At 71.4% G+C, this 25,583-nt stretch carries 23 protein-coding genes and 1 riboswitch; of the genes, 17 read left to right on the plus strand and 6 right to left on the minus strand.

Translation table 11 applies throughout. The features are described from left to right. Positions 1-64: 64 nt before the first annotated feature. The 4 genes from BGK67_RS24115 to gcvT form a co-directional block, all read right to left on the minus strand. A complete protein-coding gene (locus tag BGK67_RS24115; protein WP_069922039.1) occupies positions 65-1,447 on the minus strand; it encodes an L-serine ammonia-lyase in 1,383 nt (460 codons plus the stop codon). A gap of 409 nt (positions 1,448-1,856) precedes the next feature. Then, a complete protein-coding gene (glyA, locus tag BGK67_RS24120) occupies positions 1,857-3,113 on the minus strand; it encodes a serine hydroxymethyltransferase (protein ID WP_069922040.1) in 1,257 nt (418 codons plus the stop codon). 14 nt (positions 3,114-3,127) lie between these two features. Continuing rightward, positions 3,128-3,508, minus strand: a complete 381-nt coding sequence (gene gcvH / locus BGK67_RS24125; protein ID WP_069922041.1) for a glycine cleavage system protein GcvH — start codon at positions 3,506-3,508, stop codon at positions 3,128-3,130. A gap of 87 nt (positions 3,509-3,595) precedes the next feature. Continuing rightward, positions 3,596-4,711: a glycine cleavage system aminomethyltransferase GcvT gene (gene gcvT, locus BGK67_RS24130; RefSeq protein WP_069922042.1), complete on the minus strand. Its 1,116-nt coding sequence runs from the start codon at positions 4,709-4,711 to the stop codon at positions 3,596-3,598. 161 nt (positions 4,712-4,872) lie between these two features. After that, a riboswitch (glycine riboswitch) is annotated at positions 4,873-4,976 on the minus strand. 223 nt (positions 4,977-5,199) lie between these two features. Here gcvT and BGK67_RS24135 point away from each other — a divergent pair. The 11 genes from BGK67_RS24135 (at position 5,200) to BGK67_RS24185 (ending at position 17,126) form a co-directional block, all read left to right on the plus strand. Next, positions 5,200-5,847 (plus strand): AAA family ATPase, encoded by a 648-nt coding sequence (locus BGK67_RS24135; protein WP_079154654.1) that lies wholly within the window; start codon positions 5,200-5,202, stop codon positions 5,845-5,847. 123 nt (positions 5,848-5,970) lie between these two features. Beyond that, the gene (locus tag BGK67_RS24140; protein WP_069922044.1) at positions 5,971-6,723 is read left to right on the plus strand and encodes an enhanced serine sensitivity protein SseB; all 753 of its coding nucleotides are present in this window, start codon (positions 5,971-5,973) and stop codon (positions 6,721-6,723) included. Between the two features lie 54 nt (positions 6,724-6,777). Continuing rightward, positions 6,778-7,518 carry an enhanced serine sensitivity protein SseB C-terminal domain-containing protein gene (locus BGK67_RS24145; protein ID WP_069922045.1) on the plus strand — a complete coding sequence of 247 codons (741 nt, stop codon included), beginning with the start codon at positions 6,778-6,780 and terminating at the stop codon, positions 7,516-7,518. A 453-nt stretch (positions 7,519-7,971) separates the two neighbouring features. Continuing rightward, positions 7,972-8,967 (plus strand): ABC transporter permease, encoded by a 996-nt coding sequence (locus tag BGK67_RS24150; RefSeq protein ID WP_069922046.1) that lies wholly within the window; start codon positions 7,972-7,974, stop codon positions 8,965-8,967. A 71-nt stretch (positions 8,968-9,038) separates the two neighbouring features. Beyond that, the gene (locus BGK67_RS24155; protein ID WP_069922047.1) at positions 9,039-10,814 is read left to right on the plus strand and encodes an ABC transporter substrate-binding protein; all 1,776 of its coding nucleotides are present in this window, start codon (positions 9,039-9,041) and stop codon (positions 10,812-10,814) included. 164 nt (positions 10,815-10,978) lie between these two features. Beyond that, a complete protein-coding gene (locus BGK67_RS24160) occupies positions 10,979-11,977 on the plus strand; it encodes an ABC transporter permease (protein WP_107488847.1) in 999 nt (332 codons plus the stop codon). Next, on the plus strand, positions 11,974-13,071 hold the full coding sequence (locus BGK67_RS24165) for an ABC transporter ATP-binding protein (RefSeq protein WP_069922048.1): 1,098 nt from the start codon (positions 11,974-11,976) through the stop codon (positions 13,069-13,071). The genes BGK67_RS24160 and BGK67_RS24165 overlap by 4 nt, the downstream gene beginning before the upstream one ends. Further along, on the plus strand, positions 13,068-14,186 hold the full coding sequence (locus BGK67_RS24170) for an ABC transporter ATP-binding protein (protein WP_432215475.1): 1,119 nt from the start codon (positions 13,068-13,070) through the stop codon (positions 14,184-14,186). The genes BGK67_RS24165 and BGK67_RS24170 overlap by 4 nt, the downstream gene beginning before the upstream one ends. Before the next feature lie 171 nt (positions 14,187-14,357). Beyond that, positions 14,358-15,014: a trimeric intracellular cation channel family protein gene (locus tag BGK67_RS24175; RefSeq protein ID WP_069922049.1), complete on the plus strand. Its 657-nt coding sequence runs from the start codon at positions 14,358-14,360 to the stop codon at positions 15,012-15,014. A gap of 47 nt (positions 15,015-15,061) precedes the next feature. Further along, positions 15,062-15,916, plus strand: coding sequence for a thioesterase family protein (locus BGK67_RS24180; RefSeq protein WP_069922050.1), 855 nt, complete (start codon positions 15,062-15,064; stop codon positions 15,914-15,916). Positions 15,917-15,962: 46 nt separating this feature from the next. Continuing rightward, positions 15,963-17,126 carry a cysteine desulfurase family protein gene (locus BGK67_RS24185; protein ID WP_069922051.1) on the plus strand — a complete coding sequence of 388 codons (1,164 nt, stop codon included), beginning with the start codon at positions 15,963-15,965 and terminating at the stop codon, positions 17,124-17,126. A gap of 44 nt (positions 17,127-17,170) precedes the next feature. On the opposite strand, the gene BGK67_RS24190 is transcribed toward BGK67_RS24185, so the two are convergent. Continuing rightward, on the minus strand, positions 17,171-17,842 hold the full coding sequence (locus BGK67_RS24190) for an N-acetylmuramoyl-L-alanine amidase (protein ID WP_069922052.1): 672 nt from the start codon (positions 17,840-17,842) through the stop codon (positions 17,171-17,173). Positions 17,843-17,910: 68 nt separating this feature from the next. On the opposite strand from BGK67_RS24190, the gene mnmA reads away from it, so the two are divergent. Then, positions 17,911-19,044: a tRNA 2-thiouridine(34) synthase MnmA gene (mnmA, locus tag BGK67_RS24195; RefSeq protein WP_069922053.1), complete on the plus strand. Its 1,134-nt coding sequence runs from the start codon at positions 17,911-17,913 to the stop codon at positions 19,042-19,044. 4 nt (positions 19,045-19,048) lie between these two features. Here mnmA and BGK67_RS24200 read toward each other — a convergent pair whose 3' ends face one another. Then, positions 19,049-19,978 (minus strand): NADP-dependent oxidoreductase, encoded by a 930-nt coding sequence (locus BGK67_RS24200; protein WP_069922054.1) that lies wholly within the window; start codon positions 19,976-19,978, stop codon positions 19,049-19,051. Positions 19,979-20,105: 127 nt separating this feature from the next. On the opposite strand from BGK67_RS24200, the gene BGK67_RS24205 reads away from it, so the two are divergent. The 5 genes from BGK67_RS24205 to ligA all read left to right on the plus strand — a co-directional run bounded on the left by BGK67_RS24205 (position 20,106) and on the right by ligA (position 25,514). After that, positions 20,106-21,131: a GlxA family transcriptional regulator gene (locus tag BGK67_RS24205; protein ID WP_069922055.1), complete on the plus strand. Its 1,026-nt coding sequence runs from the start codon at positions 20,106-20,108 to the stop codon at positions 21,129-21,131. An 88-nt stretch (positions 21,132-21,219) separates the two neighbouring features. Next, positions 21,220-21,564: a DUF1330 domain-containing protein gene (locus BGK67_RS24210; protein WP_069922056.1), complete on the plus strand. Its 345-nt coding sequence runs from the start codon at positions 21,220-21,222 to the stop codon at positions 21,562-21,564. A gap of 36 nt (positions 21,565-21,600) precedes the next feature. Beyond that, positions 21,601-22,290, plus strand: a complete 690-nt coding sequence (locus tag BGK67_RS24215) for an SDR family oxidoreductase (RefSeq protein WP_069922057.1) — start codon at positions 21,601-21,603, stop codon at positions 22,288-22,290. Beyond that, on the plus strand, positions 22,287-23,282 hold the full coding sequence (locus tag BGK67_RS24220) for a methionine synthase (protein WP_069922058.1): 996 nt from the start codon (positions 22,287-22,289) through the stop codon (positions 23,280-23,282). Before BGK67_RS24215 ends, BGK67_RS24220 begins: the two co-directional genes overlap by 4 nt. 30 nt (positions 23,283-23,312) lie before the next feature. Beyond that, complete coding sequence (ligA, locus tag BGK67_RS24225; RefSeq protein ID WP_069922059.1) at positions 23,313-25,514, plus strand: NAD-dependent DNA ligase LigA; 2,202 nt, start codon at positions 23,313-23,315, stop codon at positions 25,512-25,514. The last annotated feature ends 69 nt before the right edge of the window (positions 25,515-25,583 follow it).

A 25,583-nucleotide genomic window follows, 5' to 3' on the forward strand; every position in this document is an offset into this window, starting at 1 on the left:
GCCGTCATCGCGCCGCCGCGGCTCAGCCGCCGTGACCGCGCCGCCGCGGCTCAGCCGCCGCGGGTCAGCACTCGATGACGTTGACCGCGAGGCCGCCGCGGGCGGTCTCCTTGTACTTGACCTTCATGTCGGCGCCGGTCTCCTTCATGGTCTTGATGACCTTGTCGAGGGAGACCTTGTGGCTGCCGTCGCCGCGCATCGCCATCTTCGCCGCGGTCACGGCCTTGACCGCCGCCATGCCGTTGCGCTCGATGCACGGGATCTGGACCAGGCCGCCGACCGGGTCGCAGGTCAGGCCCAGGTTGTGCTCCATGCCGATCTCGGCCGCGTTCTCGACCTGCTCCGGGGTGCCGCCCAGGACCTCCGCGAGGGCGCCGGCCGCCATCGAGCAGGCCGAGCCGACCTCGCCCTGGCAGCCGACCTCGGCGCCGGAGATCGAGGCGTTCTCCTTGAACAGCATGCCGATCGCGCCCGCCGCGAGGAGGAAGCGGACCACGCCGTCCTCGTCCGCGCCCGGCACGAAGTTCATGTAGTAGTGCAGGACCGCCGGCAGCACGCCCGCCGCGCCGTTGGTCGGGGCGGTCACGACCCGGCCGCCCGCCGCGTTCTCCTCGTTGACGGCCATCGCGTAGATAGTCGTCCACTCGCTGCGGTGCATCATCGGGTCGCCCTCGGTGCGCAGCTGGCGCGCCGTGGAGGCGGCCCGGCGCTTGACCCGCAGGCCGCCCGGGAGGATGCCCTCGCGGGACAGGCCGCGGGCGACGCAGGACTGCATGACGCGCCAGATCTCCAGCAGCCCCTCGCGGATCTCGTCCTCGGTGCGCCAGGCCTTCTCGTTCTCCAGCATCAGCGAGGAGATCGACAGGCCCGTCTCGTTGGCCAGGCGCAGCATCTCGTCGCCGGAGCGGAAGGGGTACTTCAGTACGGTGTCGTCGAGCTTGATCCGGTCCTCGCCGACGGCGTCCTCGTCCACGACGAAACCGCCGCCGACCGAGTAGTACGTCTTCTCCAGCAGCGGGGCGCCGGCCGCGTCGTACGCGAAGAGCGTCATGCCGTTCGCGTGGTACGGCAGCGAGCGCCGGCGGTGCAGGATCAGCTGGTTCGGCTCGTCGAAGGCGATCTCGTGGCCATCGCCTATCTCCGCGCCGAGCAGCCGCAGCCGGCCGCTCTTGCGGATGCGCTCCACCTCGTCGTCCGCGGTCCCCACGTCGACCGTGCGCGGGGAGTGGCCCTCCAGGCCGAGCAGTACCGCCTTGGGGGTGCCGTGGCCGTGGCCGGTCGCGCCGAGGGAGCCGAACAGCTCGGCCCGCACGGAGGCCGTCTGGGCGAGCACACCGTCCTTCTTCAGGCGCGTCACGAACATGCGCGCGGCGCGCATCGGTCCGACCGTGTGGGAGGAGGACGGGCCGATGCCGATGGAGAAGAGGTCGAAGACGGAGATGGCCACTGGCGGACTCCCTTGTCTGCTCGTGGGGTGGGAGGGGGCGGGAGAGGCGATTGTTCGGATTTTGTCCGGCAGACGAGCTTATCGCGGTGAAATGAACGGTTCGGCTGCCGGACGAGGTGGTGTGGATTACGCAGACGGGTCAGGCGGGTGTCAGCTCACGCTCCGCAGCCGGCGCGTCCTGCTGCGCGGACAGGGCGCCGAGGAAGAAGACGATCGGACCGGGCCGTGCGAGAGGGAGCCGTAGCGTCCAGGCCGCCGGGGATCGGGGGATGCGGTGATTCCTTCATCCGGAACCCGTGTGCCGCTTCTTGAAGGATTCAGTGGCAAGGGGCCGCATGCGCCTGGGGCTCTGGTCATGAAAAGGGCCCGACCCTGTGCAGAACAAGGCCGGGCCCTTCCGAGCCCGCGGCTAGAGCGACGGGTACAGCGGGAACTTCGCGGCGAGCGCGGAGACGCGGGCCTTGAGCGACTCGCTGTCGTACGCGGGCTTCAGCGCGGCCGCGATGATCTCCGCGACCTCCGTGAAGTCCTCGGCGCCGAACCCGCGGGTGGCCAGCGCCGGCGTGCCGATGCGCAGGCCCGAGGTGACCATCGGCGGACGCGGGTCGTTCGGGATGGCGTTCCGGTTGACCGTGATGCCGATCTCGTGGAGCCGGTCCTCGGCCTGCTGGCCGTCGAGCTCGGAGTTGCGCAGGTCGACCAGGACCAGGTGGACGTCCGTGCCGCCGGAGAGGACGGACACGCCGACCTCGGTGACGTCCGGCTGCACCAGGCGCTCGGCGATGATCTTCGCGCCCTCCAGGGTGCGCACCTGGCGCTCCTTGAAGTCCTCCGAGGCCGCGACCTTGAAGGAGACCGCCTTGGCGGCGATCACGTGCTCGAGCGGACCGCCCTGCTGGCCGGGGAAGACCGCGGAGTTGATCTTCTTGGCCAGCTCCTGCGTCGACAGGATGACACCGCCGCGCGGACCGCCGAGGGTCTTGTGCGTGGTGGTGGTGACGACGTGGGCGTGCGGCACCGGGTTCGGGTGCAGGCCCGCGGCGACCAGGCCGGCGAAGTGCGCCATGTCGACCATCAGGTACGCGCCGACCTCGTCCGCGATGCGGCGGAAGGCGGCGAAGTCCAGCTGGCGCGGGTAGGCGGACCAGCCCGCGACGATCAGCTGCGGCTTGGACTCCTTGGCGAGGCGCTCGACCTCGGCCATGTCGACCTGGCCCGACTCGTCGACGTGGTACGGGACCACGTTGTAGAGCTTGCCGGAGAAGTTGATCTTCATGCCGTGGGTCAGGTGACCGCCGTGGGCCAGGTTCAGGCCCATGATCGTGTCGCCCGGCTTCAGCAGGGCGAACATCGCGGCGGCGTTCGCCTGCGCACCGGAGTGCGGCTGGACGTTCGCGGCCTCGGCGCCGAACAGCGCCTTGACGCGGTCGATCGCGATCTGCTCGACCACGTCGACGTGCTCGCAGCCGCCGTAGTAGCGGCGGCCGGGGTAGCCCTCGGCGTACTTGTTGGTCAGGACCGAGCCCTGGGCCTCCATGACGGCGACCGGAGCGAAGTTCTCCGACGCGATCATTTCCAGGGTCGACTGCTGGCGCACGAGCTCGGCGTCGACGGCGGCGGCGACGTCGGGGTCGAGTTCGTGGAGAGGGGTGTTCAGTACGGACATCAGGATCCCCTGGGTCAGTTACCGGCGGTGAGCTTGGCGTACTCGTCGGCGGAGAGCAGGTCGCCCGGCTCCTGCGCGACGCGCACCTTGAACAGCCAGCCGCCCTCGAACGGGTCCGTGTTCACGAGCGCCGGGTTGTCGACGACGTCCTGGTTGGACTCGACGACCTCGCCGGAGACGGGGGAGTACAGGTCGCTGACCGACTTGGTCGACTCCAGCTCGCCGCAGGTCTCGCCCGCGGTCACCGTGTCGCCGACCTCGGGAAGCTGGGCGTAGACGACGTCACCGAGCGCGTTGGCCGCGAACTCCGTGATGCCGACCGTCGCGACGCCGCCCTCGGCGTCCGACAGCCACTCGTGCTCCTTGCTGTAACGCAGCTGCTGGGGGTTGCTCATGACCTGATTCTCCTGGATGCGGGGGAGTGGATACGAACAGCGGTCTTGGGTACTGAGACGGCCGGTACTGCGCAGTGCCGTACGGGGCTACTTCTGCCGCTTGTAGAACGGCAGGGCCACGACCTCGTACGGCTCATGCGTACCGCGAATGTCCACGCCGACGCCGGAGGTGCCGGGCGCGGCGTGGGCCGCGTCGACGTACGCCATCGCGATCGGCTTGCCCAGCGTGGGCGACGGGGCGCCCGAGGTGACCTCGCCGACGACCTGGCCGCCGACCACCACGGAGAAGCCGGCGCGCGGGACGCGGCGGCCCTCGGCGACCAGGCCGACCAGCTTGCGCGGCGGGTTCGTCGCGGCGCGCTCGGCGGCGGCCTCCAGCGCGGCGCGGCCCACGAAGTCCCCCTCCTTCTCGAACTTCACGACCCGCCCCAGCCCCGCGTCGAACGGGGTCAGCGAGGTGGTCAGCTCGTGCCCGTACAGCGGCATGCCCGCCTCCAGGCGCAGGGTGTCGCGGCAGGACAGGCCGGCCGGGACCAGGCCGACGCCCTCGCCCGCCTTGGTCAGCGCCTGCCACAGCTCCACGGCGTGCTCGGGGGCGACGAACAGCTCGAAGCCGTCCTCGCCGGTGTAGCCCGTACGGGCGATGAGCGCGGGAACCCCGGCCACCGTGCCCGGCAGGCCGGCGTAGTACTTGAGTCCGTCCAGGTCGGCGTCGGTGAGGGATGCCAGGATGCCGGGGGACTGCGGGCCCTGCACGGCGATCAGCGCGTACGCGTCGCGGTCGTCGCGGACCTCGGCGTCGAAGCCGGCGGCGCGCTCCGTCAGGGCGTCCAGCACCACCTGGGCGTTGGAGGCGTTGGCGACGACCATGAACTCGGTCTCGCCGAGGCGGTAGACGATCAGGTCGTCGAGGATCCCGCCGTCCTCCTGGCAGATGTGCGTGTAGCGGGCGCGGCCGACGCCGACGGTGGAGATGTTGCCGACCAGCGCGTAGTCCAGGACCTTGACGGCCTCCGGGCCGGTGAGGGTGATCTCGCCCATGTGGGACAGATCGAACAGGCCGGCCTTGGTGCGTACGGCGTTGTGCTCGTCGCGCTCGCTGCCGTACCGCAGGGGCATGTCCCAGCCCGCGAAGTCGGTCATGGTCGCACCGAGCGAGCGGTGCAGCGCATCGAGTGCGGTCAGACGGGGGGCGTTGCTCATGGGTGTGGCTCCCGAGTCCCAGGGCATGACATGACGAGGAGGGTCCTCCCCATCTGTCATCGGAACCTGAGAGGTTCGCCGAGAGTGCCCCCGCTGCCGGGGACCGTCGGCTTGCACCTTGGGTGGAGCCGTCCGTCGGACGGCTCGCTTTTCAGATCTGCCTCATCCACGCGGTACGGGGCCTGAGAGATTCAAGGGAGGTTCTTGCTCCTTCGGCGCCCGTGCACGGCCTCGCGGCGTGCCGGGACTCTCCCGCGCGGATTCAAGCGGCCGGTATGCAGTTGGTCCAGATGGCGCACATCATTGCACGCCCTTGCGGTGATCGGGCGTGGGGCCCCGAAAGTTCGTACGGGGGGCGGAAGGCCCGAACGGAACCGGTGCTCCCGGATTACCGTCTCTTTACACTCAGTGGGAAAGGGTCCTGGTGACCCGATTCGGGGGAGGCGAACACTGTGCGGCGATTCGGAGTAGTGGCGGCTGTGGGAACCGTGGACGCGGTGCCGGTGCAGCGCGGCGGCGGCGCCGCGGCGTGCGCGGGCACGGGCGCCGGTACGGGCGCCGGCCGGGTACGGGACCTGCGCGGGGCCGGGGCGCGGGGGGCGCGCCGGCTCGGCTTCGCCGCCGGCGACATCGTGGTGGTGTCCGGCCTGCCGGGCGGGGGCAAGAGCACGCTGATCAAGAGGGCGGCCGCCGAGGGCGGCGCGATCGACTCCCAGGACACCCGCGAGCGCTGGGAGCGGCGGATGCCCGCGGGGCTGCCGTACGGGGCGTACCGGCCGCTGGTGCGGGCCGCGCACTACTGGGGGCTGTGGCGGATCCTGCGCTCCGGAGCCTCGGTGGTCGTGCACGACTGCGGTACCCAGGCCTGGGTACGGGGCCTGCTCGCGGCCGTCGCGCGCCGCCGGGGCCGGGCGCTGCACCTGCTGCTCCTGGACAGCAGCCCCCAGGAGGCGCTGGCCGGGCAGGCGGCGCGGGGGCGCCGGGTGTCGGCGTACGCCTTCGCCCGTCACCGGGGCGCGGTGGCGCGGCTGCTGCGCGAGGCCGAGGCCGGCCGGCCGCCGGCCGGCTGCGCCTCCATCACCCTCCTGGACCGCCCGTCGGCCGCCGCCGTCTCCCGCATCACCTTCCACCCCTAGGCCGGGCGGATCCAGCCCCTCCGGCGTTTGAGCAGCGGGGTGCGGGGCGGAGCCCCGGCGGGCAGGCCGCACCGATAATGTCGCCTCGACACGCGGCGGACCAAAGACGGAGGCAACGGGCACATGCAAGGCAGCGTCAGCGGCAACGGCACCGGCTGGCCGGGCAACGAGCTGGAGCAGGTGCTCGGCGCGGCGCTCGGGCAGCCGGACGCCGGGGGCCGGATCCTGGAGGTGCTGGGGCGCAGCCCGGTCTGGGTGCCCCTGCCCGGCGGCGGCTCGCCGGACGCCGCGAACCTCGACCTGCCCACCATGGACATCGGCGGAGCGGCGTACGTCCCCGTCTACAGTTCCGAGGCCCAGTTCCGCTCCTGCGTCGGCCCCGGCATGGACTTCGCCGTGGCCCCCGCCGTCCAGTTCGCCCGAGGCCTGCCCCCGCAGCTCGGCATCGCCCTCAACCCCGAGGGCGCCGTCGGCGTCCCCCTGCCCCCGCCCGCCGTCGCGGAGCTGTGCCGCACCGGGCGGACCCCGCTCGACGGGCAGGCCACCGGTGGTCGCGTCCGGCTCTACGAGCCCGACTGGCAGGAGGACCCGGTGGACTTCCTGGCCGCCGCCGCCGAGGAGTTCCGCTCCACCGGTGTGGTCGCCGCCGCGCACCGCTGCCTCGCCAGCGTCGAGGGCGGGGAGCCGGAGCTGTTCATCGGTGTCCGCCTGGTGGGATGGGAGCCCGAGACGCGCGGCGCCCCGATGGAGGCCCTCGGCCGGGCCCTGACCCGCGTTCCCGCGCCCTGGCCGGTGCAGTTGATCCTGCTCGACGCCGTGCAGGACCCGGTCACGGACTGGATTCGTGAGCGCGTACGCCCCTTCTACCTTCCGTAGGGCCGCTTAAGCTGGGGTACGCGTGGACGACGGGCGGACGAAGAGGGGTACCGGGTGAGTGTGTCAGGCACGGCCGCGACCGGGCAGGTCGAGCACATGCTGCGCCAGGTGACTCCCGGGCGCTATGAGAGCTACGAGTCGCTTCTGCACGCCCTCGCGGAGGGCCGCGTGTGGATGCTGCTGTGGCAGGGGCAGCCGGGTAGCCCCGACGCCCAGTACGGCGGCATGGAGGTCGAGAGCCTCGGCTACGCGCCGTGCGTGACCTCCCCGCAGGAACTGGCCGCCAGCGGCTGGAACCGGGGCTACGAGGTGGTCACCGGGCGGGACATCGCCCGCGCGCTCTACCCGGACCGCTGGGGCCTGTGGCTCAACCCGCACGCCCAGGGCGGCGGACTCGGCGTGCCGTGGGCCGACCTGCGCCGGATCGCGACCGGCCTGGACCGGATGCCGGCCGGGCCGCTGCGGCTGTCCGAGCCCTCCCTGGAGCTCCCGCAGTTCTACGGGCTGCTGACCCAGCACGCGCACCGCACCCCGGCCGTCCGGTCGCTGCGCCGCGCCTGGGTGCAGCCCGCGCTCGGGTCCCCGTACCTGGCGGTCGGGCTCGACCTGTACGACGCCTCCGCGCCCGCGCTGGAATCCGTACGGGAGATGATGCGCCAGTCGGTCGGCGTGGTCCCCGAGGGCGTCCCGGTGTGCACCGTCGCGCTGGCCGACGAGCACGACCCGGTGGCGATGTGGCTGCGTGCGCAGACCCGCCCCTTCTACGACCGCGAGGGACAGGCGCCCGCGTACTGACAGCGGAATTCCGGCCGCACAGCGCCTGATTTCCAGACATCCGCATACCGAGACATCCATCTCGAAGGCCGCACCGGTCCCCTCGGTGCGGCCTTCGGCATATCCACCGAATACGACCAAGATCCGCTTCCGAAACGGTAGTTGGGTCGGATGTCCGTTCCGCCACGAACGGGCGGTGTTTCACCGCTCAACAGAGCGCGCGGTTCGGATAACGGAAGGTGGCGGTGCAGATCACGGTTGCGCATCACATCCCCGGCAGGTCTGGCGGCCGATTGAGAGGGCGTTGAAGACTCCCCCCACCGAAGGCCGGTCAATCTGACAACCACCAGCCCTTCACGTGCACTTCAGGCGCATTTCGCGCCAATCGCACCATCACGCGACGCCGAAAGAAACAAGCCGCCACAGCGGCGGGCATGGGCCGGCCACCGTCGGCCGAGAGGGGTCCCCACCACGATGACGGCACCACTGCACGACACCACCGCGGCCGAGCCCGCAGCCGTGGCCGCCCCCGGAGTTCCCCTGAAGGCGATCGAGGGACGTTCGCCGTGGAGGATCGCCTGGCTGCGCCTCAAGCGCGACAAGGTCGCCCTGGCCGGCGGTGTCGTCGTACTCCTGCTGATCCTCGTCGCGCTCTTCGCGCCGCTGATCGTCAAGGCCTTCGGCCACCCGCCGGAGGAGCTGCACGAGGACATGCTGGACCCGCTGCTCGGCCTGCCGGCCGGCGACTGGGGCGGGATCAGCAGCGACTTCCTGCTGGGCGTCGAGCCGGTCAACGGACGCGACGTCTTCAGCCGGATCGTCTACGGCGCCCGGATCTCGCTCCTGGTCGCCTTCCTGTCCGCCTTCGTCGCGGTCACGCTCGGCACCTTCTTCGGCATCATCGCGGGCTACTTCGGCGGCTGGATCGACGCGGCGATCAGCCGCGTGATGGACCTGCTGCTGGCCTTCCCGCAACTGCTCTTCATCATCGCGCTGATCTCCGTCATCCCCGGCAAGCTGTGGGGCTTCGAGGGATCGGGCCTGAGGATCGCCGTACTGGTGCTGGTCATCGGGTTCTTCGGCTGGCCCTACATCGGCCGCATCGTGCGCGGACAGACCCTGTCGCTGCGCGAGCGCGAGTACGTCGAGGCCGCGCGCAGCCTCGGCGCGGGCCGCATGTACATCCTCTTCCGCGAACTGCTCCCGAACCTGGTGGCGCCCATCACCGTCTACTCGACGCTGATGATCCCCACCAACGTGCTGACCGAGGCCGCCCTCAGCTTCCTCGGCGTCGGCGTCAAGCCGCCCACGCCGTCCTGGGGAGAGACCCTCTCCACGGCCGTGCGCACCTACGAGGACGATCCGCTCTTCATGATCTTCCCCGGCGTGGCGATCTTCATCACCGTGCTGGCCTTCAACCTCTTCGGCGACGGCGTCCGCGACGCCCTCGACCCGAAGGGCTCCCGCTAGCCACCGCAGGGCACACCAGGAACCGGCTTCGAGCCGTACGTACCGTAACTACAACGGAGGTTGCGAGCATCGTGACTACCCATCGCACGTCGAAGCGCAGGCTTGCCGCTGGCACAGCCGTCGTGCTCGCGGTCATGCTGACCGCGACCGCCTGTGGCGGAAACGAGAAGAAGGACGAGAAGGCCGCGGCCGGCGGCGGCTTCAACGCCGGCATCGGCAAGATCGCCAACCCGTCCGACAAGAAGGGCGGCGAGCTCAAGTTCGTCGGCACCCAGGAAGCCGACTCGTGGGACCCGCAGCGCGGCTACTACGGCTTCATGTGGGACTTCTCCCGCTACTACACGCGCCAGCTGGTCAGCTTCAAGCCGGGTCCCGGCCCCGAGAGCACGGAGCTCGTCCCCGACCTCGCGACCGCCAAGGCCGAGATCAGCGACGAGGGCAAGACGTACAAGTACACCCTCAAGGACAACGTGACCTGGGAGGACGGCACCCCCGTCACCGCCCAGGACATCAAGTACGGCATCCAGCGCACCTGGGCCCAGGACGTCATCTCGGGCGGCCCGGTCTACCTGCAGGAGGTCCTCGACCCGAAGCTCGAGTACCCGGGCCCGTACAAGGACACCAGCCCGGACAAGCTCGGCCTCAAGCAGATCGAGACCCCGGACGCGAAGACCATCATCTTCAAGCTCCCGAAGGCCAACGGCGACTTCGAGCAGATGCTGGCCATGCCGGCGGCCAGCCCGGTCAAGCAGGAGAAGGACACCGCCGCCAAGTACGGCCTGAAGCCCTTCTCCAGCGGCCCGTACAAGATCGACTCGTACGAGCCCAACAAGAGCATGAAGCTCTCGCGCAACGAGAACTACAAGCCCGAGTCCGACACCATCCGCAAGGCGCTGCCGGACACCATCTCGGTCACGTTCATGGCGAACGCGGACGACATGGACAAGCGCCTGATGAACGGCGAGTTCGACCTGGACCTCAACGCGACCGGCATCGGCCAGGCGGCCCGCGCCACCGCGCTGAAGGACCACAAGGACAACCTGGACAACGGCCAGACGGGCTTCATCCGCTACGCCGTCATGCCGCAGACCGTCGCGCCGTTCGACAACATCGAGTGCCGCAAGGCCGTCATCTACGCGGCCGACAAGAAGTCCCTGCAGACCGCCCGCGGCGGCCCGCAGGCCGGTGGCGACATCGCCCCCAACATGCTCCCGCTGGGCATCAAGGGCTCCGACGCCAAGTACGACCCGTTCGAGGTCCTGAAGAACGACGGCAAGCCGAACGTCGAGAAGGCCAAGGAAGCCCTCAAGGCCTGCGGCAAGGAGTCCGGCTTCAAGACCACCATCGCGGTCCGCAACAACAAGCCGGTCGAGGTCGCCACGGCCGTCTCCCTGCAGAACGCCCTGAAGCAGGTCGGCATCGAGGCCGACGTCGACCAGTTCGACGGCGCCCAGACCTCCGGCGTCATCGGTTCGCCGAAGGTCGTCAAGGAGAAGGGCTACGGCATCATCATCATGGGTTGGGGCGCCGACTTCCCGACCGGTCAGGGCTTCTCCCAGCCGCTGGTCGACGGCCGCTTCATCCGCCAGAGCGGCAACAACAACTTCTCCGAGCTGAACGACCCGGCGATCAACAGCCTCTTCGACCAGGCCATCGCGGAGACCGACCCGAACAAGGCCGGCGAGATCTACAAGCAGATGAACCAGAAGGTCTCCGAGGCCGCGGTCTACCTGCCCTTCGTCTACGACAAGACGATCACCTGGCGTTCGAGCCGTCTGACGAACGCCTACACCACCGACGCCTACAACGGCCGGTACGACTACGCGTCGCTCGGTGTCTTGAAGTAACGGTTCGTCCGTCAGGCAGTCAGCCGGGCAGTCAGCCGGGCAGTCCAGTTCCAGTGTTCCAGTGCCACACCCGCTAGGCACGAAGGGCAGGTGATGGCCGCGGTTTCGGCCTGGGGGCGCTCTCCAGAAGGGGGCGCCCCCGGGCCGCAGCCAGGCCGAGCGCAGTGCTTGCATATCTCCTCCGACGGATCTTCGCCGTCATCGTCATGCTGTTGGTCATCTCGCTGGTGACCTTCGGAATCTTCTTCCTCTTCCCGAAGATGATCGGAACGGATCCGGCGCTCTACTTCGTCGGTAAGCAGTCCGACCCCGCCGCCATCGAGGGCATCCGGCAGAAGATGGGTCTCGACGACCCGATCCTCGTCCAGTTCGGCAAGTTCGTCGTCGGGCTGGTGGCGGGTCGCACGTACGCCAACGGCTCCGACGTCACGCAATGCGCCGCGCCCTGCTTCGGCTACTCCTTCAAGACCGAGCAGGAGGTGTGGCCGCTGCTGCTCGACTGGCTGCCGGTCACCCTGTCGCTCGCCGCCGGCGCCGTCGTGATCTGGGTCATCGGCGGTGTCGCCACCGGCGTCATCTCCGCCCTCAAGCGCGGTACGATGCTCGACCGTTCGGCCATGGGCGTCGCCCTCGCCGGCGTCTCCCTGCCCATCTACTTCACGGGCATGCTCTTCATCGCCTTCTTCTCCGACCAGCTCGGCTGGTTCGGGCGTCCCGCGGCGACGTTCGCCGACGATCCGGGCACGTGGTTCAACGGCATGATCCTGCCGTGGGTCTCGCTCGCCTTCCTCTACGCGGCGATGTACGCACGGCTCACCCGAGCGACCATGCTCGAAGTCCTCAACGAGGACTACATCCGCACCGCCCGGGCCAAGGGCCTGACCGAACCCGTCGTCATCGGCAAGCACGCCATGCGCTCCACGATGACGCCGATCCTGACCGTCCTCGGCCTGGACCTCGGCGCCCTGATGGGCGGCGCGGTGCTGACCGAGTCCACCTTCTCGCTGCACGGCCTCGGCTACAACGCGGTCCGCGCCATCAACGACCACGACCTGCCGGTCATCCTGGGCATCACCCTGATCTCCGCGTTCTTCGTCGTCGCCGCGAACCTCATCGTCGACCTCATGTACGCGGTGATCGACCCCCGAGTGAGGCTGTCATGACCGATCTCACCAAGACCGGTGCCCTGAACGAGCCCGTCGCCGGCACCCGGCCTCCCACCGCCTTCCTCGAGGTCCGCGACCTCAAGGTGCACTTCCCGACCGAGGACGGCTTGGTCAAGTCGGTCGACGGGCTCTCCTTCACGCTGGAGAAGGGCAAGACCCTGGGCATCGTGGGCGAGTCCGGCTCCGGCAAGTCGGTCACCTCGCTCGGCATCATGGGCCTGCACCGCGTGGGCCAGTACGGCCGCCAGCGGGCCCGGATCTCCGGCGAGATCTGGCTGGACGGCAAGGAGCTGCTCTCCGCCGACGAGGACGAGGTGCGCAAGCTGCGGGGCCGGGAGATCGCGATGATCTTCCAGGACCCGCTGTCCGCGATGCACCCCTACTTCACCATCGGCAAGCAGATCGCCGAGGCCTACCGGGTCCACAACAAGGTCGACAAGAAGGCCGCGCGCACCCGCGCCGTCGAACTCCTGGACCGCGTGGGCATCCCCGAGCCGCACAAGCGGGTCGACAGCTACCCGCACGAGTTCTCCGGCGGCATGCGCCAGCGTGCCATGATCGCGATGGCGCTGGTCAACAACCCCGAGCTGCTCATCGCGGACGAGCCGACGACCGCCCTGGACGTCACCGTCCAGGCGCAGATCCTCGACCTCATCCGCGACCTCCAGCAGGAGTTCGGCTCCGCGGTCATCATGATCACGCACGACCTCGGCGTGGTCGCCGAGATGGCCGACGAACTCCTCGTGATGTACGGCGGCCGGTGCGTCGAGCGCGGCACGGCCGAGAAGGTCTTCTACGAGCCCCGGCACCCCTACACCTGGGGCCTGCTGGGCTCGATGCCGCGCATCGACCGGGAACAGACCGAGCGCCTCATCCCGGTCAAGGGCTCGCCGCCCAGCCTCATCAACATCCCGAGCGGCTGTGCTTTCAACCCGCGCTGCCCGTACGCCGACGTACCCAAGGACAACGTGACCCGCACGGTGCGGCCGGAGCTGGTCGAGGAAGACGGCACCCGCCACTGGTCCGCCTGCCACATGTCGCAGGAGGAGCGGACCCGGATCTGGACCGAAGAGATTGCGCCGAAGCTGTGACCGACATCAAGAAGACGGATCCGGCCGTCATTCCCGAGCAGGCCACGGACTCTCCCGACGCTCCCGCTCCCGAGGTGCTGCTCAAGGTCTCCGGCCTGACCAAGCACTTCCCCATCACCAAGGGGCTGCTGCGCCGGCAGGCGGGCGCGGTCAAGGCCGTCGACGGCATCGACTTCGACGTCCGCCGCGGTGAGACCCTGGGCGTCGTCGGCGAGTCCGGCTGCGGCAAGTCGACGATGGGCCGGCTGATCACCCGGCTGCTCGAACCGACCGGCGGCACCGTCGAGTTCGAGGGCAAGGACATCACGCACCTCGGCGTCGCCGGGATGCGGCCCATGCGCCGCGACATCCAGATGATCTTCCAGGACCCGTACGGCTCGCTGAACCCCCGGCACACGGTGGGCACGATCGTCAGCGCGCCCTTCAAGCTCCAGGGTGTGGAGCCGGAGGGCGGCCTCAAGGCGGAGGTGCAGCGGCTGCTGTCCCTCGTCGGCCTCAACCCCGAGCACTACAACCGCTACCCGCACGAGTTCTCGGGCGGCCAGCGCCAGCGCATCGGCATCGCCCGGGCCCTGGCGCTGAAGCCGAAGCTGGTCGTGGCGGACGAGCCCGTCTCGGCGCTCGACGTCTCCATCCAGGCGCAGGTGGTCAACCTGCTGGACGACCTCCAGCAGGAGCTGGGCCTCACCTACGTGATCATCGCGCACGACCTCTCGGTCATCCGGCACGTGTCGGACCGGATCGCGGTGATGTACCTCGGCAAGATCGTCGAGCTGGCGGACAACAAGTCGCTGTACAGGGCGCCCATGCACCCGTACACCACGGCGCTGATGTCCGCGGTGCCGGTGCCGGACCCGCGGCGGCGCGGGGTCAAGAGCGGCCGCATCCTCCTCAAGGGCGACGTGCCCTCGCCGATCTCCCCGCCGAGCGGCTGCCGCTTCCACACGCGGTGCTGGAAGGCGACGCAGATCTGCACCACGCAGGAGCCGCCGCTGCTGGCCCTGAAGACCGGCCACCAGGTGGCCTGCCACCACCCCGAGAACGCCCCCGACCAGGCACCGGGCGACAAGCCCCTGCCGGGCGCGGCGGACGCGGTGGTCACGGTTTCGGAGTAGCGGCCGAAAACCGCGGGCGGGGCTGGACCACCATCCAGCCCCGCCGGCGCATCGGGCCCCGCCGGCGCATCGGGCCGGGCCGGCGCTTCGATTCCCGCCGCCGCACGGGGCCCTGCAGGCGTGCGAGGCGCGGGGGTCGGGGGCGCGGCCGCCGCAGGCGACAATGAGCCGGTGCTCCACGATCTCTTCCCGCCGGGGGTTCAGCATGCGCTGGACCTCGCCGGCATCTTCGTCTTCGCCACCGCGGGCGCCCTGCTCGCCGTCCGCAAGAACTTCGACGTGTTCGGCATCGCCGTCCTCGCCCTGGTCACCGCCCTCGGCGGCGGCCTCTTCCGCGACCTGGTCATCGGCGCCGTCCCGCCGGCCGCCTTCGGCGAGCTCAGCTTCTTCGTGACCCCGCTGATCGCCGCCGCGCTCGTCTTCTTCCTGCACCCCGAGGTCCAGCGGATCAACCGCGCCATCAACGTCTTCGACGCGGCCGGCCTCGCCCTCTTCTGCGTGACCGGCACCACCAAGGCCTACGAGTACGGCCTCGGCCTCACCGCGTCCGCCGCCCTGGGACTGGCCACGGCCGTCGGCGGCGGCGTACTGCGCGACGTACTGGCCAACGACGTGCCCTCGCTGCTGCGCGACCGGGAGATGTACGCCGTGCCCGCCGTCGTCGGCTCCTCCATGGTCGCCGTCGCCATCGCCTTCGACTGCCTCAACGCGGTGACCACCGGCCTCGCGATCGTCACCACCTTCGTTCTGCGGCTGCTCGCCATGCGCTACCACTGGCGCGCGCCGCTGGCCTGGAACCGGCGTTCGTCGGTGGCCGAAGAGCCGTAACAAAACAAAGCTACCGCTTAGTAGGAAGCCGGTGTACCGTCGGTTTCATGTCACACGCAGCTGCCCAGGCAACCATCGGCGACAGCGAGTTCGACCGCGACACCACCGTCACCGCGCGCGCGGACGAGCCCGGGGTGTACGACGCGGAGCTCTCCGCCGGCTGGACGATCATCAGCGCCGTCAACGGCGGATACTTGCTGGCCCTCGTCGGCCGGGCCCTGTCGGCGGCCCTGCCGCACCCGGACCCCTTCACGGTCTCCGCGCACTACCTGACCTCCTCCGTGCCCGGACCCGCCGTGATCCGCACGCAGGTCGTACGGGTCGGCCGCACCCTCTCCACCGGGCAGGCCTCGCTGTTCCAGTACGACGAGAGCGGCGCCGAGGTCGAGCGCATCCGCGTCCTCGCCTCCTACGGCGACCTGGCCGCCCTGTCCGACGAGGTGCGGACCACGGCGCTGCCGCCCGCGATGCCCTCGTACGAGGACTGCGTCGGCCCCGAGGCCGGCCCGGCGCCGATCCCCGGCAGCTCCGCGATCGTCGACCGGCTGCGGCTGCGGCTGGATCCGGCCACCGCGGGCTGGGCGCTGGGCGCCCCTTCCGGCAAGGGCGAGATGCGGGCCTGGTTCGAGCTGGCCGACGGCCGCGACGCCGACCCTCTGTCCATGCTGCTGGCGGTGGACGCGCTGCCGCCGACCGCCTTCGACCTCGGCCTGATGGGCTGGACCCCGACCGTGGAGCTCACCACCCACGTCCGGCGCCGCCCGGCCCCGGGGCCGCTGCGGATCTCCATCACCACCCGCAACCTGGCCGGCGGCTTCCTCGAGGAGGACGCCGAGGTCTGGGACTCGGCCGGCCACCTCGTCGCCCAGTCCCGCCAGCTCGCCCAGGCCCCCCGCACCTGACGGGCGGGGCGAAGGCGGCACCGGGGGCTCGTAGAATCGGGGGATCATGGCCTACCTCGACCACGCCGCCACCACCCCGATGCTGCCGGAGGCCGCCGCGGCGATGTCCGCGCAGTTCGCCGCCACGGGGAACGCGTCCTCCCTGCACGCCGCCGGCCGCCGGGCGCGCCGCACCGTCGAGGAGGCCCGCGAGGCCTTCGCCGACGCGATCGGCGCCCGCCCCAGCGAGGTGGTCTTCACCGCCGGCGGCACGGAGGCGGACAACCTCGCCGTCAAGGGCCTCTACTGGGCCCGGCGGGACGCCGACCCGGCCAGAACCCGGGTCCTGGCCAGCCCCGTCGAGCACCACGCGGTGCTCGACGCCGTCCACTGGCTCGCCGAGCACGAGGGCGCCCATGTCGAGTACCTGCCCGTGGACCGCTACGGGCGGGTGCACGCGGACGCCTTCCGGGAGGCGGTCGAGCGCAACCCCGACGACGTGGCCCTGGCCACCGTCATGTGGGCGAACAACGAGATCGGCACCGTCATGCCGGTGCGGGAACTGGCCGCCGTCGCCCGGGAGCACGGCATCCCGCTGCACTCCGACGCCGTCCAGGCCTTCGGGCAGCTCGACGTCTCCTTCGGCGACAGCGGCCTCGCCGCCATGACCGTCAGCGGCCACAAGGTCGGCGGCCCGTACGGCATCGGCGCCCTGCTGCTGGGCCGCGACCAGAGCCCCGTACCCGTCCTGCACGGCGGCGGCCAGGAGCGGCACGTGCGCTCCGGCACTCTCGACGTGCCGGCCGTCGCCGCCTTCGCGGTGGCCGCCGTCCTCGCGGCCGAGCGGCGCGAGCGCTTCGCCACCGAGATCGGCGCCCTGCGCGACGAGCTGATCGCCGCCGTCCGCGCGGCCGTTCCCGACGCCGTGCTGGGCGGCGACCCCGACGACCGGCTCCCGGCCAACGCCCACTTCAGCTTCCCCGGCTGCGAGGGCGACTCCCTGCTGCTGCTGCTCGACGCCCAGGGCATCGAGTGCTCCACGGGCTCGGCCTGCACCGCCGGGGTGGCCCAGCCGAGCCACGTCCTGCTGGCCGCCGGCACGGACCCCCAGCTGGCCCGCGGCACCCTGCGCTTCTCCCTGGGCCACACCTCCACCGAGGACGACGTCGCCGCCCTCGCCGCGGCCATCGGCCCGGCCGTCGAACGCGCCCGCACGGCCGGCCTCAGCTAGGCCGTCTCTTCCGCCGAGCGCAGGGCGCTCAGGGCCGGCCGGTCCTACCCGGCCGCCAGGGCCTCGCCGACCATGCGGACGTACCGGTCCCAGTCCCAGTGGCGGCCCGGGTCCGTGTGGTCGGCGCCCGGGACCTCCGAGTGGCCGACGATGTGCCCCCGGTCCGCCGGTATGCCGTACCTCCGGCAGATGTCGGCCGCCAGCCTGGCCGACGCCGCGTACATCGCGTCCGTGAAGTCCTTCGGCCGGTCGACGAAGCCCACGTGCTCGATGCCGACACTGCGCTCGTTCATGGAGCGGTTCCCCGCGTGGAACGCCACGTCCAGCTCGCGCACCATCTGCTCTATGTGGCCGTCCCCGCGCACGATGTAGTGGGCGGACGCCTTGTGCCATGGGTTCTTGAACGCGTCCACGGAGGAGTCGAAGCCCCCCTGGGTGACATGGACGACGATCCGGTCCACCCGGTAGTCGTCGGGCCGGTCCGCCAGCCGCCAGTTCGCCGGCGAGGCCGCCGTCCAGCTCGCGCCGGCGTGGTCCAGCTCGCCCTCCTTGCGCGGCTTGCTCACCCCGGGCATCAGCCACCAGGCCCGGCCGATCTCGTCCCGCCCCGCGATCGCCGCGACCGTGAGGATCCCGAGCCCGCCGAAGAGCACCGCCCGGCGCGTCCTGCCCGGTGCCTTCGACGCCTTCTTCCCCTGCTTCCCCTGCTCGACCATGTGATCCACCCCCCACAGCCGACAACGCGCAGTGACCCCGCCCGGTTCCCCGTACCCTGGAGGGTGCTATGACTGAGAACCTGCCGCGCACCTCCCGCCCCCTTCGCGTCCTGGCCGCCATGTCCGGCGGCGTGGACTCCGCCGTCGCCGCCGCCCGCGCGGTCGAAGCCGGGCACGACGTGACCGGCGTCCACCTCGCGCTCTCCGCCAACCCGCAGTCCTTCCGGACCGGCGCCCGCGGCTGCTGCACCATCGAGGACTCCCGCGACGCCCGGCGCGCCGCGGACGTCATCGGCATCCCCTTCTACGTCTGGGACCTCGCCGAGCGCTTCCGGGAGGACGTGGTCGAGGACTTCATCTCGGAGTACGAGGCCGGGCGCACCCCGAACCCGTGCCTGCGCTGCAACGAGAAGATCAAGTTCGCGGCGCTCCTCGACAAGGCCCTCGCCCTCGGCTTCGACGCCGTCTGCACCGGCCACTACGCCACCGTCGTCGAGAACGAGGACGGCTCCCGCGAGCTGCACCGCGCCTCCGACATGGCCAAGGACCAGTCGTACGTCCTCGGCGTCCTCGACGAGAAGCAGCTCGCCCACGCGCTCTTCCCGCTCGGCGACACCCTCACCACCAAGGACGAGATCCGCGCCGAGGCCGAGGAGCGCGGCCTGGCCGTGGCCAAGAAGCCCGACAGCCACGACATCTGCTTCATCGCCGACGGCGACACCCAGGGCTTCCTCGCGAACCGCCTCGGCAAGGCCGAGGGCGACATCGTCGACGAGTCCGGACGGACGGTCGGCACCCACGAGGGCGCCTTCGGCTTCACCATCGGCCAGCGCAAGGGCCTGCGCATCGGCCACCCCGCCGCCGACGGCAAGCCCCGCTACGTCCTCGACATCTCCCCGGTGAACAACACCGTCACCGTCGGCCCCGTCGAGGCCCTGGACGTCACCGCGCTCACCGCGATCCGCCCCCGCTGGTGCGGCTCCGCGCCCGCCGCCCCGGGCGCCTACACCGCGCAGCTGCGCGCCCACGGCGGCGAGAGCGAGGTCTTCGCCGAACTCGTGGACGGCGAACTGCGCGTCTCCTTCACCGAGCCGGTCCGCGGCGTGGCCCCCGGCCAGGCGATCGTGCTCTACGACGGCACCCGCGTGGTCGGCTCCGCCACCATCGCCACGACCCGGCGGGCCGCCGCCGCTTCCGTCTAGCGGCCTAGGCCTGGGCCACCGTCAGGACGATCTTGCCGGTGGTGCGGCCCAGTTCGCCGATCTCGTGGGCCCTCGCGGCCTGCTCCAGCGGCAGCACGGTGTCGACCAGCGGCTTCAGCAGGCCCTGCTCGACCAGGGCCGCGATCTCCTCCAGGCCCTTCAGGTCCGGCTCCACCAGCACCCAGGAGGCCCGCACACCACGGGTGTCGGCCGGGATGCCGTCCGGGCCGGGCAGGGTCACCAGGTGGCCGCCCGGCTTCAGCACGCTCAGCGAGCGCTGCCCGTAGTCCCCGCCGAAGGCGTCGATCACGACGTCCACGTCCGCGACGGCTTCCTCGAAGTGCGTGGTGCGGTAGTCGACCACCTCGTCGGCGCCCAGCTCGCGCAGCAGCTCGTGCTTGCCCGCGCTCGCGGTGCCGATGACGTACGCGCCGCGGGCCTTGGCGATCTGCACGGCCAGGTGGCCGACCCCGCCCGCCGCGGCGTGCACCAGCACGCGCTGCCCGGCCGAGACCCCGGCGGTGTCCACCAGCGCCTGCCAGGCGGTCAGCGCCGCCAGTGGCAGCGCGGCCGCCCGCACGTGGTCCAGCGAGGCGGGCTTGCGGGCGAAGTGCCGCGCCGGGGCCGCCACGTACTGCGCGTAGCCGCCGGCCTGCCGCGGGAAGTGCGGCATGCCGTACACCTCGTCGCCGGGGGCGTACAGGGTCACGCCGGGGCCGACCGCCTCGACCGTGCCCGAGACGTCCCAGCCCACGATCGGGGTCTCAGCCCAGGTGATCAGGGCTCCGCTGGCCCGGGTCTTCCAGTCGACCGGGTTGACGCCCGCCGCGTGGACCCGCACGAGGATCTCGCCCAGACCCGGCTCGGGCCGCTCGATCTCCCGCTCGACCAGGTTCTCCGGGCCGCCCCACTCGTTCACGACGATCGCGCGCATCTCAGTCCGCCTCATTCCATCCGTTTGCGTCCGATACCGGGCCGTTCCCCGGCGACGTGTCCCAGAGTGGGCCACCGCGCACGTGCGTGGTGTTGGCCGTTTGGCCACTATGTGACAGGATCTGGCCATGACCGAGACACAGGAGCACGCCGAGCCCACGACCCGCCGCGGGAGCGGCGCGGACGGCCGGCACCTGGTCGTGGTGCTGGCCCTGCCAGGCTTCCCCCCGTTCGAGCTGGGCATCCCTTCCCGGGTCTTCGGTAGCGCCGTGGGGGACGACGGCGAAGCCCTGTACGAGGTGCTCGTCTGCACCGCCGACGGCGCCCCCGTGCCCAGCGACGCCGGCTTCGGCCTCCAGCCCGCCGCCGGACCGGAAGCCCTCGCCGCCGCCGACACGGTGATCGTCCCGCCCACCCACGCCATGCCGGAGCTGGCCGACGGCGGGCCGCTGCCGCCCGCGGTCGCCCGGGCCATCGCGGGCATCCGCCCCGGCACCCGCCTGGTGTCCATCTGCTCCGGCTCCTACGTCCTCGCCGCCGCCGGACTCCTCGACGACCGGCCCGCCACCACGCACTGGAACCTCGCCGAGGAGTTCCGCCGCGCCTACCCCCGCGTCCGCATCGACGAGGACGTCCTCTTCGTCGACGACGGCGACGTCCTGACCTCGGCCGGCGTCGCCGCCGGCGTCGACCTGTGCCTGCACCTGATCCGCCGCGACCACGGAGCGGCCGTCACCAACCGGGCCGCCCGCATGTGCGTCGTACCGCCCTGGCGCGACGGCGGCCAGGCCCAGTACATCGACCGCCCCGTCCCCGAGCCCGCCGTCGCCACGACCACCGCCACCCGCGCCTGGGCCCTGGAACGCCTCGCCGAACCGATCACCCTGGCCGAGCTCGCCGCCCACGCCCGGATGAGCCTGCGCACCTTCACCCGGCGGTTCCGCGACGAGGTCGGCATGACCCCGGTCCAGTGGCTCACCACCCAACGCCTGGAGATCGCCCGCCACTTGCTGGAATCCAGCGACCTGCCCGTCGACCTGGTCGCCCACCGGGCCGGCTTCGGATCGGCCAATTCCCTGCGCCAGCACATGCGCAGCTCCCTCGGCGTCTCCCCGATCGCCTACCGGCGCACCTTCCAGCCCGCGCCGGCATGACCCCCGGGGTAATCGCCGCCACGCCCGCGCCCTGCCAGCATCGGACCAACGGCCCGCACCGGCAGGCCGGTCGACAGGGGAGCTGACCATGACCGCGTACGGCATCGCCCACATCCGCCCCGAGACCGTCAACGAGGACGTCCTCGAGTACATCGAGCGCATCCAGTCGACCATGGAGCCCTTCGAAGGGCGCTTCCTCGTGCACGGCGCCGAGGTCGAGGTCATGGAAGGGCCCTTCCCCGGCACGGTGGTCGTGGTCGGCTTCCCGGACATGGCCCGCGCCCGCGCCTGGTACGCCTCACCCGCCTATCAGGCGCTCATCCCCCTGCGCACCCGCCACATGGCGGGCGAGGTCATCCTGGTCGAGGGCGTCCCCGCGGACTACGACGCCGGGAGGACGGCCGCCGCCCTGCGCGCGGCCGCGGGCCTCTGACCACGGGCCACGCGCCGGGGGTGCGAGCATGGCGGTATGGCTACTCACCTGATCACCGGTGCCGGGTCCGGCATCGGCGCCGCCGTCGCGGCCCGGCTGCACGCCCGCGGCGACGACCTCGTCCTCCTCGCCCGCGACGCCGCACGCGGCAAGCAGCTCACCGAGCGGTACCCCGGGGCGGGCGTGCTCGTCGGCGACCTCGCCGACCCCGACCGCCTCTCCTGGGCCTTCTCCAAGCAGGCCGTCCCCGAGCGGATCGACTCCCTGCTCCACATCGCCGGGATCGTGGACCTCGGGCCCGTCGGCGAGCTGCGGCCCAAGACCTGGCACCAGCAGCTCAACGTGAACCTGATCGCCCCAGCCGAGGTCACCCGGCTGCTGCTGCCCACCCTGCGCGCCTCCAAGGCCACCGTCGTCTTCGTGAACTCCGGCGCCGGACTGCGCGCCCACGCCGACTGGAGCGCCTACGCCGCGTCCAAGCACGGGCTGAAGGCCCTCGCCGACTCGCTGCGGGAGGAGGAGAAGGCGAACGGGATCCGCGTGACCTCCGTCTACCCGGGCCGCACCGCCAGCCCCATGCAGGCCAAGGTGCACTCCCAGGAGGGCAAGGAGTACGACCCCGCCGCCTGGATCGACCCCGAGTCGGTGGCGACCACCGTCGTCATGGCCGTCGACCTGCCGCGCGACGCCGTGGTCGACGACCTGAGCGTGAGGCCCGGCCGATGAGCGCGGGCGCCACCGGCATCGGCTCGCTGCCCGGCGGGGACGCCCGCGAGGCCGCCAAGACCGTGACGGGCTCCTTCGAGGAGTTCCCGTACCTCGCCGAGCTGCCCGCCCGGGGCCCCGGCGCGGACATGATCGGCCGGTCCCTCGGGCTGCTGGTGGACATGTACGCGCACGTCGAGCCCAGCGGCTGGCGGGTGAGCGACCGCCCGGGGCGGGACAGCAAGCGGGCGCGGTCCTGGCTCGGCGAGGACCTCGACGCCCTGGAGGAGTTCACCCAGGGGTACACCGGCAGGCTCAAGGTCCAGGCCGTCGGGCCGTGGACGTTGGCCGCGGCCCTGGAACTGCACGGCGGCGAGGCCATGCTCCAGGACGCCGGCGCGTGCCGGGACCTGGCCGGATCGCTCGCCGAGGGCCTGCGCGCGCACCTGGCCGACGTGCGCAAGCGGATCCCCGGCGCGCGGATCGTGCTGCAGTTCGACGAGCCCTCGCTGACCGCCGTACTGCTCGGACGGGTGCGTTCCGCGAGCGGGTACCGGACCTACCGCGCCGTCGACCGGCAGGTCGTCGAGGGCACCCTGAGGGACCTGTTCGCCGTGACGGAGGCCGTCGGGGGCGGCGAGGTGATCGTGCACTCCTGCGCCCCCGAGGTCCCCTTCGGGCTGCTGCGGCGGGCCGGGGCCACGGGCGTGTCGTTCGATTTCTCGTTGCTCACCGAGCGCGAGGACGACGCGATCGGGGAGGCCGTCGAAGGCGGCACGAAACTCTTCGCCGGAGTGGTGCCGGGCACCGACGGCCCGTTGTCGGACCCTGCCGGTAGCGTCATGGGTGTCAGGAAGCTCTGGCGCAGGCTGGGGCTGGCCCCGGGGACTCTCGCGGAGTCCGTCGTGGTCACCCCGTCGTGCGGTCTGGCGGGCGCTTCACCCGCCTACGCCCGCGCGGTGCAGGCGCATTGCGTCAGGGCGGCGAGGTCGCTCGCCGACAACCCTGAGTGACGGTCGGGACGGGCCACGGGAGGACACGGCATGGCAGCCGAACAGCAGGACACGGCAGTACCGGCGGCGGTGCGAGAGCAGCACGCGCTGCTCGCCGAGCAGATCGAGGAGCACCGCTTCCGGTACTACGTGAACGACCAGCCGGTCGTGAGCGACGCCGAGTTCGACAAGCTGCTGCGCTCGCTCGAGGCGCTTGAGGAGGAGTACCCGGAGCTGCGCACGCCCGACTCGCCCACCCAGAAGGTGGCCGGGGCGTACGAGACGGACTTCGCCTCCGTGCGGCACCGGGAGCGGATGCTCTCCCTCGACAACGCCTTCGACGAGGAGGAACTGGCCGCCTGGGCCGAGCGCGTGGCCCGGGACGTGAACACCAAGGACTACCACTACCTGTGCGAGCTCAAGGTGGACGGCCTCGCCGTCAACCTCACCTACGAGAACGGCCGGCTGACCCGCGCCGCCACCCGCGGCGACGGCCGCACCGGTGAGGACATCACGCCCAACGTCCGCACCATCGCCGAGATCCCGGACCGGCTGAAGGGCGAACGGATCCCGGCGCTCGTCGAGATCCGCGGCGAGGTCTACTTCCCGATGGAGAAGTTCGAGGAGCTCAACGCCCGGCTCGTGGAGGCGGAGGGCAAGCCGTTCGCCAACCCGCGCAACGCGGCGGCCGGTTCGCTGCGCCAGAAGGACCCCAAGGTCACCGCGAGCCGCCCGCTCCACATGGTCGTGCACGGCATCGGCGCCCGCGAGGGCTTCGAGATCGAGCACCAGTCGCAGGCCTACGAGCTGCTCCGCGAGTGGGGGCTGCCGACCGCCCGGCACAACAAGGTGGTCACCTCGCTCGACGAGGTCCGCGCGTTCATCTCGTACTTCGGCGAGAACCGGCACTCCGTGGAGCACGAGATCGACGGCGTCGTCGTCAAGCTCGACGAGATCGCGCTCCAGGGGCGGCTCGGGTCCACGGCGCGCGCCCCGCGCTGGGCGATCGCCTGGAAGTACGCCCCCGAGGAGGTCAACACCAAGCTCCTCGACATCAAGGTCGGCGTCGGCCGCACCGGCCGCGTTACCCCGTACGCGCAGGTGGAGCCGGTGACGGTGGCCGGCTCCGAGGTCGAGTTCGCGACCCTGCACAACCAGGAGGTCGTGAAGGCCAAGGGCGTCCTCATCGGGGACACCGTCGTGCTGCGCAAGGCGGGCGACGTCATCCCCGAGATCCTCGGGCCGGTGGTGGACCTGCGCGACGGCAGCGAACGGGAGTTCGTGATGCCCGCCGAGTGCCCCGCCTGCGGGACGGAGCTGCGGCCGATGAAGGAGGGGGACATCGACGTCCGGTGCCCCAACGCACAGACCTGCCCCGCCCAGCTGCGCGAGCGCCTCTTCTACCTGGCCGGCCGGCAGTCCCTGGACATCGAGAACTTCGGCATGGTGGCGGCGGCCGCGCTGACCGCCCCGCTCGAGCCCGCCCGGCCGCCGCTGCTGGACGAGGGCGACCTCTTCGGCCTGACCATCGAGGACCTGCTGCCCATCAAGGCGTACGTGCTGGATCCGGACAGCGGCCTGCCCAAGCGGGACCCGAAGACGGGCGAGGAGAAGATCGCCACGGTCTTCGCCAACCAGAAGGGCGAGCCGAAGAAGAACGCCCTGGCGATGCTGGAGAACATCGCCGCCGCCAAGGCCCGCCCGCTCGCCCGCGTCATCAACGGCCTGTCGATCCGCCATGTCGGCCCGGTCGCCGCCGAGGCCCTCGCCCGCGAGTTCCGGTCGATCGAGCGCATCGAACAGGCCACGGAGGAGGAGCTGACGGCCACCGACGGGGTCGGCGCGATCATCGCGGCCTCCCTCAAGGAGTGGTTCGCCGTCGACTGGCACCAGGAGATCCTGCGCAAGTGGCGGGAGGCCGGGGTCCGGATGGAGGAGGAAGGTTCCGCCGAGCAGGAGGGGCCCCGTCCGCTGGAGGGGCTCACCGTCGTCGTCACCGGCACCCTGCAGAGCCACACCCGGGACGGTGCGAAGGAGGCCCTGCAGAGCCGCGGGGCCAAGGTCACCGGATCGGTCTCGAAGAAGACCTCCTTCGTCGTCGTCGGCGACAACCCGGGCTCGAAGTACGACAAGGCCGTGCAGCTGAAGCTCGCCATTCTCGACGACGCCGGGTTCGAGGTCCTCCTGGAGCGGGGCCCGGACGCCGCGCGCGAGGCGGCCCTCCCGGTGGACGGCGGCGGCGGAGCGGAGTAACGCCCGGAAGCAATCGCCCGGACAGATCTCCGGGGCAGCGGTCAAGGTGAACGGATGCGCGGCGTGCGG

Source organism: Streptomyces subrutilus (assembly GCF_001746425.1).
Taxonomy (GTDB): domain Bacteria; phylum Actinomycetota; class Actinomycetes; order Streptomycetales; family Streptomycetaceae; genus Streptomyces; species Streptomyces subrutilus_A.